Origin of the sequence: Enterobacter sp. 118C5 (assembly GCF_034107645.1) — a bacterium.
GTDB classification, from domain to species: domain Bacteria; phylum Pseudomonadota; class Gammaproteobacteria; order Enterobacterales; family Enterobacteriaceae; genus Enterobacter; species Enterobacter nematophilus.
The window spans coordinates 17,773-31,291 of the sequence record NZ_JAWNEU010000018.1 but is presented as its reverse complement, the minus strand read 5'-3'; the positions used below and the strand labels follow the sequence as shown (position 1 = coordinate 31,291).

14 protein-coding genes and 1 pseudogene are annotated in these 13,519 nt (G+C 62.4%); 8 read left to right on the top strand and 7 right to left on the bottom strand.

The genetic code is table 11. The annotated features are described in order from the left end of the window. The first annotated feature begins 7 nt into the window (after window positions 1–7). From hpxX to hpxZ, 3 genes are read left to right on the top strand one after another with little or no spacing between them, the layout of a single operon-like run. On the top strand, window positions 8–196 hold the full coding sequence (gene hpxX / locus UTO39_RS20400) for an oxalurate catabolism protein HpxX (protein ID WP_320727935.1): 189 nt from the start codon (window positions 8–10) through the stop codon (window positions 194–196). Next, window positions 193–1,590, top strand: coding sequence for an AtzE family amidohydrolase (locus UTO39_RS20395; RefSeq protein WP_320727934.1), 1,398 nt, complete (start codon window positions 193–195; stop codon window positions 1,588–1,590). The genes hpxX and UTO39_RS20395 overlap by 4 nt, the downstream gene beginning before the upstream one ends. Then, a complete protein-coding gene (gene hpxZ, locus UTO39_RS20390; protein ID WP_320727933.1) occupies window positions 1,587–1,973 on the top strand; it encodes an oxalurate catabolism protein HpxZ in 387 nt (128 codons plus the stop codon). The genes UTO39_RS20395 and hpxZ overlap by 4 nt, the downstream gene beginning before the upstream one ends. 42 nt (window positions 1,974–2,015) lie before the next feature. Here the strand turns inward: hpxZ and puuE are convergent, their stop codons facing one another. From puuE to UTO39_RS20375, 3 genes and pseudogenes are all read right to left on the bottom strand, one after another. Beyond that, a complete protein-coding gene (gene puuE / locus UTO39_RS20385) occupies window positions 2,016–2,915 on the bottom strand; it encodes an allantoinase PuuE (RefSeq protein WP_320727961.1) in 900 nt (299 codons plus the stop codon). Further along, window positions 2,833–3,708, bottom strand: a pseudogene (gene hpxA / locus UTO39_RS20380) (allantoin racemase). The gene puuE and the pseudogene hpxA overlap by 83 nt, the downstream one beginning before the upstream one ends. Then, complete coding sequence (locus UTO39_RS20375) at window positions 3,708–4,424, bottom strand: GntR family transcriptional regulator (protein ID WP_253541469.1); 717 nt, start codon at window positions 4,422–4,424, stop codon at window positions 3,708–3,710. Before UTO39_RS20375 ends, hpxA begins: the two are co-directional and overlap by 1 nt. A gap of 144 nt (window positions 4,425–4,568) precedes the next feature. Here UTO39_RS20375 and UTO39_RS20370 point away from each other — a divergent pair, with 144 nt between their 5' ends. Next, window positions 4,569–6,065 carry an NCS1 family nucleobase:cation symporter-1 gene (locus UTO39_RS20370; RefSeq protein WP_151412853.1) on the top strand — a complete coding sequence of 499 codons (1,497 nt, stop codon included), beginning with the start codon at window positions 4,569–4,571 and terminating at the stop codon, window positions 6,063–6,065. A 102-nt stretch (window positions 6,066–6,167) separates the two neighbouring features. Beyond that, entirely contained in the window at window positions 6,168–7,484 is a 1,317-nt protein-coding gene (guaD, locus tag UTO39_RS20365) for a guanine deaminase (RefSeq protein WP_253541466.1), read from the top strand. Here guaD and uraH read toward each other — a convergent pair. After that, entirely contained in the window at window positions 7,464–7,787 is a 324-nt protein-coding gene (uraH, locus tag UTO39_RS20360; protein ID WP_061098646.1) for a hydroxyisourate hydrolase, read from the bottom strand. The two genes, guaD and uraH, sit on opposite strands and share 21 nt — an antisense overlap. Beyond that, the gene (gene uraD, locus UTO39_RS20355; protein WP_320727932.1) at window positions 7,784–8,284 is read right to left on the bottom strand and encodes a 2-oxo-4-hydroxy-4-carboxy-5-ureidoimidazoline decarboxylase; all 501 of its coding nucleotides are present in this window, start codon (window positions 8,282–8,284) and stop codon (window positions 7,784–7,786) included. The genes uraH and uraD overlap by 4 nt, the downstream gene beginning before the upstream one ends. Before the next feature lie 239 nt (window positions 8,285–8,523). Between uraD and hpxO the strand changes: the two genes are divergently transcribed. The 3 genes from hpxO to UTO39_RS20340 are packed head-to-tail and all read left to right on the top strand — an operon-like array spanning window position 8,524 to window position 11,666. Beyond that, window positions 8,524–9,678 (top strand): FAD-dependent urate hydroxylase HpxO, encoded by a 1,155-nt coding sequence (hpxO, locus tag UTO39_RS20350; RefSeq protein ID WP_320727931.1) that lies wholly within the window; start codon window positions 8,524–8,526, stop codon window positions 9,676–9,678. 15 nt (window positions 9,679–9,693) lie between these two features. After that, window positions 9,694–10,728 (top strand): molybdenum cofactor-independent xanthine hydroxylase subunit HpxD, encoded by a 1,035-nt coding sequence (gene hpxD / locus UTO39_RS20345; RefSeq protein ID WP_320727930.1) that lies wholly within the window; start codon window positions 9,694–9,696, stop codon window positions 10,726–10,728. An 11-nt stretch (window positions 10,729–10,739) separates the two neighbouring features. After that, window positions 10,740–11,666: a PDR/VanB family oxidoreductase gene (locus UTO39_RS20340; RefSeq protein ID WP_320727929.1), complete on the top strand. Its 927-nt coding sequence runs from the start codon at window positions 10,740–10,742 to the stop codon at window positions 11,664–11,666. Window positions 11,667–11,729: 63 nt separating this feature from the next. Here UTO39_RS20340 and UTO39_RS20335 read toward each other — a convergent pair whose 3' ends face one another. Beyond that, window positions 11,730–12,302: a DJ-1/PfpI family protein gene (locus UTO39_RS20335; RefSeq protein ID WP_151412851.1), complete on the bottom strand. Its 573-nt coding sequence runs from the start codon at window positions 12,300–12,302 to the stop codon at window positions 11,730–11,732. A 22-nt stretch (window positions 12,303–12,324) separates the two neighbouring features. After that, window positions 12,325–13,515, bottom strand: a complete 1,191-nt coding sequence (locus tag UTO39_RS20330; RefSeq protein WP_320727928.1) for a glycoside hydrolase family 88 protein — start codon at window positions 13,513–13,515, stop codon at window positions 12,325–12,327. Window positions 13,516–13,519 lie beyond the last annotated feature (4 nt).

The window sequence follows — 13,519 nt, the reverse complement described above, 5'->3', positions numbered from 1 at the left end:
GAAAATAATGACGACACAACAACCCGACTGGCCAGCGTACCTGGCGCAAATGGAGTCCGTGCTCGGCGTGACGCTGGACGATGCCCGCCGCGCCGAGCTGCAATTACAATTCAGCCGCATTGCCGGCATGGCCGCCCCGCTGATGGCGCTGCCGCTCGACGACCGTCTGGAAATCGCAGGAGTGTATAAAGCATGACGCTACACGAGATGAGTATCAGCGACATTCAACAGGCGCTGAGCGCGGGCGAGCTGAGCGCCCATGAGATTGCCCGCCAGACGCTGGAGGCGATCGGGCGCGTTAATCCGCAGATCAACGCCTGGACCACCGTGACGGAAGCACGCATGCTCGCCGAGGCCGAGAACATCGACACCCTGCGCCGCGAAAAGCGCCCCCTGCCGCCGCTGGCGGGCGTGCCCTACGCGGTGAAAAACCTGTTCGACGTTGCCGGACATACCACCCTCGCGGGCGCAGAGCTGTTCAGCCAGCGCCCCGCCGCGGCTGCTGACAGCTTCGCGGTGCGCCAGCTGCGCAGCGCGGGCGGGCTGCTGTCCGGGATGGTGAATATGGACGCCTACGCCTACGGCTTTACCACCGAGAACAGCCACTACGGCGCGACGCGTAACCCGCACGACCTGACGCGCATTGCGGGCGGCTCCTCCGGCGGTTCAGCCGCCGCCGTGGCCGCCGGGCTGGTGCACTTTTCGCTCGGCACCGACACCAACGGGTCGATTCGCGTCCCGGCCTCCCTGTGCGGCATCTATGGCCTGAAGCCCACCTTCGGCCGCCTGTCGCGAACCGGCAGCCATCCGTTTGTCGCGAGCCTGGATCATATCGGCCCCTTTGCCCGCCGGGTGTGCGACCTGGCGTCCGCGTACGACGCGCTGCAGGGCCGGGACGGCAGCGACGGTTTTCAGGCAGAGAGCTCGCGCGAGCAGACGCGCCCCCTGCTCGATCGCGGGCTTGACGGCCTGCGCTGCGCGGTGCTCGGCGGCTACTTCACAACCTGGTGCGATGCGGACGCCAGAGACGCCGTGGCGCGGGTGGCGAAGGCGCTCGACGTGCAGGATGAATTACAGTTCCCGGACGCCGAGCTGGCGCGCTCCGCGGCGTTTATCATCAGCGCCTCCGAAGGGGGAAATCAGTACCTGCCCGCGCTTCGCCGCGAGACCGAGCGCTTTGAGCCGCACTCCCGTGAACGCCTGCTGGCCGGCGCGATGATCCCCTCCGCCTGGTATATTCAGGCCCAGCGGTTCCGCGCGCACGCCCGGCAGGCGTTTCACGCGCTGTTTGCCCAGGCCGACGTGCTGATCGCCCCCGCGACGCCGCGCAGCGCCACGCGGATCGGCGAACAAACCATGGAGATTAACGGTCAGCCGCTCCCCATCCGCGCCAGCATGGGGATGCTGACCCAGCCAATTTCATTTTTGGGCCTGCCCGTGACCACCGTTCCGCTGCGCACCGCTCATGGCGCGCCGATTGGCCTGCAGCTGATTGCCGCACCGTTTAACGAGCAGGCCTGCCTGCGCGTCGCGCGCGTGCTGGAAGAGAGCGGCATCACCGATGCCCGTCCGGCGGAGGTTGCAGCATGATAAATCACGATGACATTAACCTGCCGTGGGTGGTGGCCGAGGTGACCGCCGCGTTTTATCGCTACGAAGACGCGCTGGTGAGCAACAACATTGCCGTGCTGGACGAGCTGTTCTGGCACGACAAAAACACGGTGCGTCTGGGGGCGGGTGAAAACCTGTACGGGATCGATGAAATCCGCGCCTTTCGCGCGGCCCGCCCGTCTGCCGGATTGCAGCGGACGCTGCGCCACACCGTGATTACCACATTCGGGGAGGATTATGCCGTATGCAGCACCGAGTTTACCCGGGAGGGCACGGAACGCATTGGCCGCCAGCAGCAGACGTGGGTGCGGTTTGCGTTTGGGTGGCGGATCGTGGCGGCGCAGGTGAGTTTGATGGCGTAGGCCGGGTAAGGCGCAGCCGCCACCCGGCAAAACACCGCACACTTACTTCTGAAACGGATGCACCTCCCGCCAGTGGTCGGCAATCTGCTGGCGGGTACAGACCCACACCCGCTCGTGCTGCTGCACGTAGTCAAGGAACCGCTGCAGCGCGCGAAAACGCCCCGGCCGCCCCAGCAGGCGACAGTGCATGCCGATGGACATCATCTTCGGCGCGCTTTCCCCCTCCTCGTACAGCACGTCAAAGCTGTCCTTCAGGTAGGTATAAAACTGCTCGGCGGTGTTAAACCCCTGCGCGGTCGCAAAGCGCATGTCGTTCGCATCCAGCGTATAGGGCACGATCAGGTGCGGTTTGCGGGTGCCGTCGCCGCAGGCCACTTCCGTCCAGAAGGGCAGGTCGTCGCCGTAGTAGTCGCTGTCGTAGTCGAAGCCGCCGTGCTCCACCACCAGCTGGCGGGTATTGGGGCTGTCGCGCCCGGTGTACCAGCCCGTTGGCGGCTTGCCGAACAGGTCGGTCAGCACGTGCACCGCCTTATGCAGGTGTTCGCGCTCCTGGCTGATGTCCATGTTCTGATAGTGGATCCAGCGCCAGCCGTGGCTGACCACGTCGTAATCCGCCGCCCTGATCGCCTCAACGATCTCCGGGTGACGCGCCAGCGCCATCGCCACGCCAAAGACCGTCAGCGGCAGGCCGCGCTTTTGAAATTCACTGTGGATCCGCCAGAATCCGGCGCGGCTGCCGTATTCGTAGAGGGAGTCCATCGACATGTGTTTGTCCGGGTAGCTGGCCGCGCCGATGATGTCCGACAGGAACTGCTCGGATCCGGCATCGCCGTGCAGAACGTGGTTTTCCGCCCCTTCTTCATAATTGAGCACAAACTGCACGGCGACGCGCGCCTGATTCGGCCACCGCGCGTGCGGCGGGTTGCCCGCGTAGCCGCGCAGATCGCGCGGGTAATCCTGTTCAAAAAGCCCCATTGCCACCCCCAAAAAATTAAAATGGATTCAGTGCCTGAAAATGTCCGCTTAACGCTTTTTTCTCCGGGAAGGCCAGATCCCCGTGCTTGCTGGTCGAGAGCCCCAGCGCCACCAGCGACTCCACCATCTTCACCGCCGCGCTGACGCCGTCGATAACCGGCACGCGCAGCTCGCGGGTCAGCTCGTGCGCCAGGGTCGCCATGCCGCCGCAGCCCAGCACGATGGCGCCGCAGCCGTCCTCCTTCAGCGCCTGTATACAGCGCGCGCGCACCTTCTCCTGCGCCAGACCGCTGCCGTCTTCCAGCGCCAGCACGGGGAGATCGATGGCGTGCAGTGCCGCGCACTTGTCCTGAAAGCCGTACTGGTGCAGCAGATGGCGGGCAATAATCAGCGTGCGCGGCAGCGTGGTGACCACCGAAAAGCGCGTCGCCACCAGCGTCGCCATATGCATGGCGGCTTCCGCAATGCCGACTACCGGCCCCTGCGCCAGCTCGCGCGCCGCCAGCAGGCCCGGATCGCCAAAGCAGGCGATGACGTGACCGTGCACGCCCTGCTCTCTCCCGAGCCTGACCTGTTCGAGAACCCCCACGGCGGCGATGGCTTCATCAAAGTGGCCCTCGATAGACGGCACGCCAGCGCTGGGGCAGACCGCGAGGATCTCCGTGCCCGGCGCCGCCACCGCGCGGGCCGCCGCGCCGATGGTTTCCGTCATCGCGAGGCTGGTGTTGGGGTTAATGACTTGTATACAGACAGATGACATTACGACTCCTTGTGGCCGGCAAACAGCCGGGCAAAATCAGGCAGGCACTCGCCCGCCCGCTCGAAGCATAGGCTGGCGACGATATGTTCAAAATGGTGCATTAGGGCATCGCTCAGCGGCTGCAGCGCCTTCTGACGCAGCAGATCCACCAGCTGTTCGTGGTCGTTGCAGCGGCAGCCCTGACGCCACGGCGCGCCCCAGGTGGCAATCACCAGCGAGGAGCGCTGGCTCAGGCCTGTCACCATCTCCGTCAGCACCTGATTGCCGGAGATGGCCTGCAGCTGAATGTGGAAATTGGCGGAATGTCGGATCGCCGCCGGGCCGTCGTACGCCTCGTGCGCCTGCTGCTCCTGACGATTAATGGCCTCCAGCGCGGCAAGGTGCGGCGGCTGGCAGCGGGCCAGCACGTCCGGCAGGTTGGCGACCTCCAGCAGGGCGCGGGTGCGGAAGATGTGCCGCGCCTCTTCGACCGTCGGGCTGGCAACGTGTGCACCACGCTTGGGCGTTAAGGTGACCATTTGCACAGCGGCGAGTCGTTGAAGCACCTTGCGAATGCCCGTGCGGCTCACGCCAAACACCTCGGCCAGCGCCTCTTCCGGCAATTTGCTTCCCGGCAGCAGCTGATGTTCGACAATCGCGGTCATCAGCGCCTGAAAGATCGATTCGTCTTTGTCATGCAGGTCTGGCGCGGTCTGCAGGGCGTTTACGATGTTCATTTACCACTCCATCTTTTACCTTTCGTTAGCGAATCGTATACATAAAAATAAAATATTGCATACAAGATTTATTATTTTGGCCTGAATCCTGCAATACCGTTTGCACTCCCACTCAACGGGTTTTCATTAACAGGAGCAGGATTCATGCCAAACAGTCAAAACGCACAGCAGGGTACGGCCGCTGATTCCGGTGCGGTTTACAGCCCACGTCTTTGCAATGAGGATCTGGCACCAACGCGTGACCAGAACTGGAGCTGGTACAACATCTTTTCTTTCTGGATGTCCGACGTTCACAGCATGGGGGGTTACGTTGTTGCCGCGAGCTTCTTTACGCTCGGGCTGGCAAGCTGGCAGGTGCTGCTCTGCCTGCTGGTGGGGATCTGCATTGTGCAGCTGTGCGCCAACCTGGTCGCAAAACCTAGCCAGATGGCGGGCGTACCCTACGCGGTGATCAGCCGTCAGGCGTTTGGCGTCTTCGGGGCCAATATTCCGGCGGTGATCCGCGGGCTTATCGCCTTTGCGTGGTACGGCATCCAGACCTGGCTTGCCGCCAACGCGCTGATGCTGGTGGTGCTGAAGTTCTGGCCTTCTCTGGCGAGCCTTACCACCGGTGCCTTCCTGGGCCTGTCGCCGCTGGGCTGGATCTGCTTTGCCATCATGTGGGTCCTTCAGGCGATGGTCTTCTGGCACGGCATGAGCGCCATTAAGCGCTTTATTGATATCGCTGGTCCCGCGGTCTATGTGGTGATGCTGGCCCTCGCGGGCTGGATTGTATACAAGACCGGCTTTGACGGGATCTCCTTTACCCTCGCCAGCAAATCCCTGAGCGCGGGCGAGCAGACCTGGCAGATGATCACCGCGACCGCGCTGGTGGTCTCCTACTTCTCCGGCCCGCTGCTCAACTTTGGCGACTTCTCCCGCTACGGCAAAAGCATGGGCGAGATCCGCCGCGGTAACCGCTGGGGGCTGCCGTTTAACTTCCTGCTGTTCTCCATCGTCACCGTGGTGATTGTCTCCGGCACCCAGTCGCTGTTTGGCCGCATGATCACCGACCCGATCGAAACCGTCAGCCGCGTGGGTAACGATCTGGCCGTGGCGATTGGCCTGCTGACCATGATCACCGCCACCATCGGGATCAACATCGTCGCGAACTTTGTCTCACCGGCGTTTGATTTCTCTAACTGCTCGCCGCAGAAGATCAGCTTCCGCACCGGGGGGATGATTGCCGCCGTCGGCTCGATCCTGCTCACCCCGTGGAACCTGTTCAACTCGCCGGAGCTTATCCACTACACCCTGGACGTGCTCGGCGCGTTTATCGGGCCGCTGTTCGGCATTCTGATTGCCGATTTCTACCTGATTAAGCGCGGCAAGGTGTCGGTAGACGATCTGTTCGACGACACGCCAAAGGGCAAATACTGGTACCGCAACGGCTTTAACCCGAAGGCCATTGGCGCGCTGATCCCGTCCGTTGCCGTGGGGCTGGTGATTGGCTTTATCCCGGCCCTGCATGAGGTGGCAAACTTCAGCTGGTTTATCGGCGTCTTCCTCGGCGGCGTGACCTACCGCTGGCTGGCGCGGGAAGAGCGCGAGACGGCAGGCGCGGCCTCGTTCAGCTCCCGCGTGGCAACGCAAAAAGAGTAACCCCCTCCCTCCGGCCGCAGTTTATCTGCGGCCCGTTCAATCTGGCACCGTTCTTGCTGAGCCTTTTCACCCCGCTACGCAAACACTAAGGCAGGACCCACGATGGAATACCAGACTGCGATACGCGGTGCATTTTTCGATATCGCCCAGGTCTGCGACAGCGCAGACGCGATCGCCCAACACGCGCGCTACCTTGAGGACGGGCTGCTGTTTATCCAGAACGGTAAAATTCTGGCGCGCACGGCGTGGCAGGAGGGCGAGCAGTATCTTGACCCTCACAAAGGCTACACCGACCTGCGCGGCAGGCTGCTGCTGCCCGGTTTTGTCGACACCCACGTTCATTATCCGCAAACGGAGATGATCGGCGCCTTTGGCGAACAGCTGCTTGAGTGGCTAACCACCTACACCTTCCCGGTGGAGAGCCAGTTTGCCGATGAAGCCTACGCGAAGGAGATCGCCGAATTTTTCATTAACCAGCTGGTGAGCAACGGCACCACCACCGCGCTGGTGTTTTGCACGCTGCATCCGGAATCGGTCGAGGCGCTGTTTACCGAGGCCCTGCGCCTCAACATGCGCCTTATCGCCGGGAAGGTGATGATGGACCGGCACGCGCCGGACTACCTGAGCGAAGACGCAAAGCAGAGCTACCGGCAGACGCGGGAGCTTATCCAGCGCTGGCATCAACGGGGGCGGCTGGGGTATGCCATTACGCCGCGCTTTGCCCCAACGTCCTCACCCGAGCTGCTCGCCGCGGTCAGCCTGCTCAGAGAGGAGTTCCCGGATACCTGGCTGCAGACCCATCTCAGCGAAAACCCAAACGAAGTGGCCTGGGTGAACGATCTCTGGCCGGAGCACGAGCGCTATCTGGACGTGTATCACCACTACGGCCTGACCGGCGAGCGCAGCGTGTTTGCCCACGCGATTCATCTCCACCACAGCGAGTGGCAGTGCCTGCACGACACCGGTTCAGCGGTGGCGTTTTGCCCAACCTCGAACCTGTTTCTCGGCAGCGGGCTGTTTCGCCTGCCCGCCTGCTGGCAGCACAGGGTGCGGATGGGCATCGGCACCGACGTCGGCGCGGGCACCACCTTCAGCATGCTGCGCACCCTGGGAGAAGCCTACAAGGTCGGCCAGCTTCAGAGCTACCGCCTGCGCGCCAGCGAGGCGTTTTATCACGCCACGCTGGGCGGCGCGCACGCCCTCAGGCTGGACGATAAGATTGGCAACTTCGCCCCCGGCAAAGAGGCGGATTTTGTGGTTATCGATCCTGACGTGACGCCGCTGCAGCGCCTGCGCAATCGCCGCTGTCAGGATATCTACGAGCAGCTATTTGTGCTGATGACCCTGGGCGACGAGCGCAACATCAGCGAGACCTGGGTCAACGGCGAGCGGGTGTGGTCAACTGCCCCGGTAGGTTGACCACCCGCCGGGCGCAATCACAAACGGCAGATGGAAGTGCTCGTCTGCCGTTTCTCCCGTCACAAAATCAATTTGCGCGCAGGGGTAGATCGTCTCCCGGCCGGTTTCGTGAAACCACGCGCCGATCTCCGCCACCAGCCGATAGCGGCCTGCGGGCAGAGAGGAAACGAACGCGGCAATGCGCCCCTGCGCGTTGGTCACGCCCGTGGCCAGCGTGTTCCCGTCCTGCTGCAGATGGACCGTCACGCCCTCTGCGGGTTTGCCCGTTGAAATATCGAGAATATGGGTGCTGAGCGTGCTCATTCGCTAATCACTCCTTCCAGCCGCAGCAGCGTAATTTCCCGCAGCTGTTCCAGCGCCGCCTGCACTTCCTGCGCGTCGCTGTTCTCCAGCCGCGCGTTCAGTATCTGTAAAATGTCCTCGCCGCTGCGGCCCTTCGCGCGGATCAGAAAAACGCGCCCGAAGCGGGCCTCATAGCGGGCGTTGCCCTCGCGCAGCGCCTGCGCAAGCGCCGCGTCCCGGTCATTCACCGCGCCCTGCTCCTGACGCGACAGCGCCGCCTCCGCCTGTGCACCCGCGGGCTTTTCGCCGATGCGCGGGTGGGCGCTCAGGGCTTGCGCTAACGCCGCCTCATCCCAGCGCTGCATCAGCGCCTGCGCCGCGATCGTTAATTCACTCCGGCTCGGGTAAGGCCGACCGCAGACCAGCGCCTCAGCCCAGCCGGGGAGCGCCACGCAGGGATGGAGTAGAGCGAGAGCCTCTTTCTCAGGAAGATGATTGAAGTCGTGCAGCGCGATCATGGTGTCTCCTTTATTGTCATCCTCCGGGTTGTTGCACAAACCGCGCCACTCTTGTGACCGGCATGAAACAGTCGATTCTGTATGGCTGAACAGGAAATTATTGATTCATAAAAAGGCATGTTCACCGCGTTTGCGCACCTTAGCAGTGCAAACCCGCCTCCCACAACGCCGTTTTCGCCACTCTACAGCCTGGTACGCAAATTGCTGAATGTTTTTACACCCTGCAAAAGGAGAGAAGCATGAAAGCAATCGTCATTGGCGCGGGTATTGGCGGCCTGAGCGCCGCCGTCGCGCTAAAGAAAGCGGGCATCGACTGTACCGTGTTCGAAGCCGTAAAAGAGATCCGGCCCGTCGGGGCGGCCATCTCTATCTGGCCTAACGGCGTGAAGTGTATGCAGCACCTCGGCATGGGCGACATTATCGAGACCTGGGGCGGTCCGATGCGTTTTATGGCCTACAAGGATTACCGGCGCGGCGACACCCTGACCCGCTTCAGCCTCGCCCCGCTGGTGGAGCGTACCGGCGGGCGCCCCTGCCCCGTCTCGCGCGCTGAACTCCAGCGCGAAATGCTGGACTTCTGGGGGCGCGACAAGGTGCAGTTTGGCAAGCGCGTGGAACACGTCCACGAAGACGACGCGGGCGTGAGCGTCACCTTCACCGACGGCACCACGGCAGCCGGGGATTTCCTGATTGCCGCAGACGGCAGCCACTCGGCGGTTCGCCCGTATGTGCTGGGCTATACCCCGGAGCGCCGCTACGCCGGCTACGTGAACTGGAACGGGCTGGTGAAAATTGACGAAGAGATTGCCCCGGCGCACCAGTGGACCACCTTCGTTGGCGAGGGTAAACGCGTCTCGCTGATGCCCGTCTCCGGCGGACGCTTCTACTTCTTTTTTGACGTGCCGCTGCCCGCAGGCCTGGCGGAGGATCGCACCACCCTGCGCGCCGATCTCACGGGCTACTTCCGCGGCTGGGCGCCGCCGGTGCAGAAGCTTATCGCCGCGCTGGATCCCGATACCACCAACCGCATTGAAATCCATGACATCGAGCCGTTCGACAGCCTGGTGCGCGGCAACGTCGCGCTGCTCGGCGATGCCGGGCACAGCACCACGCCGGATATCGGCCAGGGCGGCTGCGCGGCCATGGAGGACGCCGTGGTGCTGGGCGAATGCCTGCGTGAAAACCACAACATTACGCTGGCGCTGCGGCAGTACGAAGCCCTGCGCTGCGACCGTGTGCGTGACCTGGTGCTGAAGGCGCGTAAACGCTGTGACGTCACCCACGGGAAAGACATGGCGTTGACGCAGGCCTGGTATCAGGAGCTCAAAGAGGAGACCGGAGAGCGCATTATCAACGGTCTGTGCGAGACCATTCAGGGCGGCCCGTTAGGCTGAACAAGAGGGACAACGATGAAAAGAGAACCGACTCCACCCGCCCACTGCACGTTTGATCCGGAAGACTGGCTGCGTCTGGCGAAATGCTGGCATCCGGTCGCGCGCGCCTGCGACGTCGGCCCGGCGCCCGTCAAAGCCACTCTGCTGGATGAACAGCTGGTAATTTACCGAATTAACGACCAGGTCGTGGTCGCCCGTGACGTCTGCCCGCACCGCGGCGTGCCGCTGACGCTCGGCTTTCACGATGAGCACGGAATTATCTGCCCTTACCACGGCCTCCGCTTTGGGGAGGACGGGCGCTGCAACCGTATTCCGTCCAGCCCCGACCAGCCCGTTCCGGCGAAGCTGAACCTGATTAACTACGCGGTGGAAGAGCGCTTCGGCCTGATCTGGACCTGCCTGGCGTTTGACCCGGACGATCCCGTGCCGCTGCCCACCATGCCGCACTGGGACGACGACGGATTTCAGCAGATCAACTGCCCGGCGTTTGAGGTGAACGGCTTCGCCGGGCGCCAGGTGGAGGGGTTTCTGGACGTGGCGCACTTTGCCTGGATCCATACCGATACCTTTGCCGACCCCAATAACCCGCTGGTGCCCCACTATCAGCCGCAGGAGACGCCCTTCGGTTTCGTGGCCGATTACTGGAGTTCCGTGAGCAACTATCCCGCCAGTTCACCCGTGCAGGCGCCAGAAGGGTTCCAGTGGCTGCGCCATTTTGAAATGCATCTGCCGTTTACCGCCACCCTGACGATTCACTTTCCGGGTGAATCGCGGCTGGTGATTATGAACGCCGCCTCGCCCGTCTCGTCACGGGTGACCCGCATGTTCGCGCCCATCGCGCGCAACTTTGACCTGCATATTCCGGTGGAAGACGTGCATGCCTTCAACCTGCGCATCTTCGAAGAGGATCGCCTGATGGTCGAAACCCAGCGCCCGGAAAGTCTGCCGCTGGATCTCACTCTGGAAGCCCATATTCCGGCAGATAAGAGTTCGATTGCCTACCGCCGTGGACTGAAGAAGATGGGCTTTGGCGAATTTTTCCTGGTATGACGGAGGCCAATATGCTGAACGCGATCGTTGACGGGCTGTGGCGCGAGGGGGATAAAAGCCTCGCCGTCAGGCTGGTGGCCGAAAACGGCGACGCGCTACCGGCGTGGCAGCCCGGCGCGCACATTGATGTCCACCTGCCCTGCGGCGTGGTCCGCCAGTACTCCCTGACCGGGGATTGTGGGGAGGAGAGCTATCTTATCTGCGTGGGGCGGGAAGCCGCCTCGCGCGGCGGGTCGCGCTACGTTCACGAAACGCTGCGTCCGGGCCAGAGGCTTTCGATCTCGGCCCCCCGCAATCTGTTTCCGCTGCATCAGGCAGAGCGGGTATTGCTGCTGGCAGCAGGGATTGGCATTACGCCGCTGTATGCGATGGCTCTGCATTTGAAAGCTATCGGGACGCCGTTTACGCTGCACTATTACGTCAGAAAACGGGAAAGCGCGGCGTTTGCGCGCGAACTCTCGCAGTGCGGTGACTGCATTATTCATACCACCAGCCCACGAACCACGCTGGCGGAGCATCTCCCGGCGCCTGAGGCGGGGCTGCACGCGTGGGTGTGCGGACCCGCGGGGTTTATGGAGAAAGCGCGCGACGTGGCGGCGGCGAAGGGTTGGGATGACGCCCATATCCACAGCGAGGCGTTCCAGCCTGTAGCCTCTCCTGCCGCGGGAGAGATTTTTACCGTCAAACTTGCCTCCACCGGCGAGCGCTGGCCGGTGCCTGCGGATAAGACCATCGCTCAGGTATTACAGGAAAACGGCGTGGACGTTCCGCTGTCCTGCGAAATGGGGATCTGCGGCGCCTGCCTGACGCCGGTGATTGACGGCGTGGTGGACCACAGGGATAGCGTGCAGTCGGATGCAGAAAAAAGCGCGGCTAACCAGCAGGTGGCGCTCTGCTGTTCGCGGAGTCACTCCGGGGAGCTGGTGATTGCGCTGTAAAACGAAATAACTATCCTCCGGCATAGCCGGAGGTTTTTCAGTTGTGCCAGCAACGCTTTGTTATCAGACGCGTCCCGGCGGCCACGCATAATCAATATGGCTGGCCTGCTCGCGCGCCAACGCTTCATCGCCCTGTAATCGCGCCGCCAGGGTAAAGGCGAAATCAAATACTTTACCCAGCCCACGGCCGCTCAGCAGATTGCCGTCTTCCACCACGTCGGCATCGACGTAAATGCCATCGCTGACCGTTTTCCACAAATCGCCAGAACAGACATAGCGGCGCCCTTTGAGCAGTCCGTTGCCGCCCAGCACGCGGGCGGCGGCGGAGCAGATCGGGCAGATATATTTGCCCGCTTCATCATGGCGGCGAACGAAGGCAATCACCTCCGTGCTTTTCGCCAGGTTGACGCTGCCTTCCGGGCCCCCCGGTAACACCACGGCGTCAAAGGTCCGATCGAGGCTGGCCTTCAGGGTGCTATCCGCCACCATTGGGATGGCGTGATAGCTCACCACCTCGCGACTCTCGCCGCAGGCTATCGTCTGTACCGTAATATTCAGGCGGCGCAGGATATCGATAGTGACAATCGCTTCCCCCTCTTCAAAACCGGGGGCTAATAGCACGGCTACGCTTTTCATCTTGCTCTCCATTGCTTAAGGGTTACCAGTACGGGTGCCAAATCTGTCGCAGCCGCACCAGCAGCTCAAGATAAAAATAGTCTCCCCAGCTACAGCACTGATCGACGCCCTTACCGCTGCCCATATGATAAACCGAGTGCTGCAGCAACCCTTCGGTCGGATCGTCGTCATGAGCAAGGTAGTTATCGGTCAGCGACTGCGCAATACGCAGTGCCATCTCTTCATAATACGCACGGTTTGCGTCGAGCGTTGGCAGCGCCTTGACCAGCTCCAGCAGGCCGCAGGCGGCAATCGCCGCCGCTGAACTGTCGCGCACGGCGTCGGTACCGAGCAGGGCCAGATCCCAGTGGCAAACATCATCTTCCGGCAGACGGTTAAGGAAGTAATGCGCCAGGCTGCGTGACAGCTCAACCATCTGCTTATCGCCGGTGTGCTGATAGCTGAGCAGGAAGCCGTAAATGCCCCATGCCTGGCCGCGCGACCAGCATGAGGTATCGCTGTAGCCCTGATGTGTGTTGCCAAAGCGCGGCTCACCCGTCTGCACATCCATATAGTAGGTGTGATACGTCGAGGCATCTTCACGCACGATATAGTTCGCGGCCTGTCCGGCGTGAGCCGTTGCCGCGTGCGCATAGCGCGGATCCCCGGTCTGTTCGCTGGCCCAGTACAGCAGCGGCAGGTTCATATTGCAGTCGATGATCATTCGCCCCTGCTGCTCCGGGTCGTTTAAATCACCCCACGCCTGAATAATGCTGGCCGTTGGGTTAAAACGCTCCATCAGGAGCCCGGCTGCCAGCAGCGCCGACCGGCGAGCGGCTTCGTTACCGGTGAGCCGCCAGGCGCTGATGCAGGAGAGCGAATAGAGAAACCCGAGATCGTGCGTGGCGGTGTCGATACGCTGCTCAATACGCCGGGCGAACGACGGTAAATAGCGCTCGGCGGCTTTGCGGTAATGCGCTTTGCCGGTCATCTCCCACGCCAGCCACAGCTGGCCAGGCCAAAAGCTGGTGGTCCACTCCACGTTATCGGTGCGCGGCCAGACCCCCTTCTCACAGGCTTCGCCGGGGAACTTATCGCCGAAGGCGACAATATTCTTGTCTAGCTTGCGTGTGACGCGGGTTAAGGCCGCTTCCAGCTTCTGGCTCAGCGCCAGGCGATCGACCTGATGCAGTTCGATCGGCCGCAGCGCTTCGGTGATAACAGATTTGGTCATAACA

Bases quoted from the DNA above. Each gene is read 5' to 3' on its own strand.
- hpxX (WP_320727935.1), top strand. From the start codon at position 8: ATGACGACACAACAACCCGACTGGCCAGCGTACCTGGCGCAAATGGAG.
- UTO39_RS20395 (WP_320727934.1), top strand. From the start codon at position 193: ATGACGCTACACGAGATGAGTATCAGCGACATTCAACAGGCGCTGAGC.
- hpxZ (WP_320727933.1), top strand. From the start codon at position 1,587: ATGATAAATCACGATGACATTAACCTGCCGTGGGTGGTGGCCGAGGTG.
- UTO39_RS20375 (WP_253541469.1), bottom strand. From the start codon at position 4,424: ATGAACATCGTAAACGCCCTGCAGACCGCGCCAGACCTGCATGACAAA.
- UTO39_RS20370 (WP_151412853.1), top strand. From the start codon at position 4,569: ATGCCAAACAGTCAAAACGCACAGCAGGGTACGGCCGCTGATTCCGGT.
- guaD (WP_253541466.1), top strand. From the start codon at position 6,168: ATGGAATACCAGACTGCGATACGCGGTGCATTTTTCGATATCGCCCAG.
- uraH (WP_061098646.1), bottom strand. From the start codon at position 7,787: ATGAGCACGCTCAGCACCCATATTCTCGATATTTCAACGGGCAAACCC.
- uraD (WP_320727932.1), bottom strand. From the start codon at position 8,284: ATGATCGCGCTGCACGACTTCAATCATCTTCCTGAGAAAGAGGCTCTC.
- hpxO (WP_320727931.1), top strand. From the start codon at position 8,524: ATGAAAGCAATCGTCATTGGCGCGGGTATTGGCGGCCTGAGCGCCGCC.
- hpxD (WP_320727930.1), top strand. From the start codon at position 9,694: ATGAAAAGAGAACCGACTCCACCCGCCCACTGCACGTTTGATCCGGAA.
- UTO39_RS20340 (WP_320727929.1), top strand. From the start codon at position 10,740: ATGCTGAACGCGATCGTTGACGGGCTGTGGCGCGAGGGGGATAAAAGC.
- UTO39_RS20335 (WP_151412851.1), bottom strand. From the start codon at position 12,302: ATGAAAAGCGTAGCCGTGCTATTAGCCCCCGGTTTTGAAGAGGGGGAA.
- UTO39_RS20330 (WP_320727928.1), bottom strand. From the start codon at position 13,515: ATGACCAAATCTGTTATCACCGAAGCGCTGCGGCCGATCGAACTGCAT.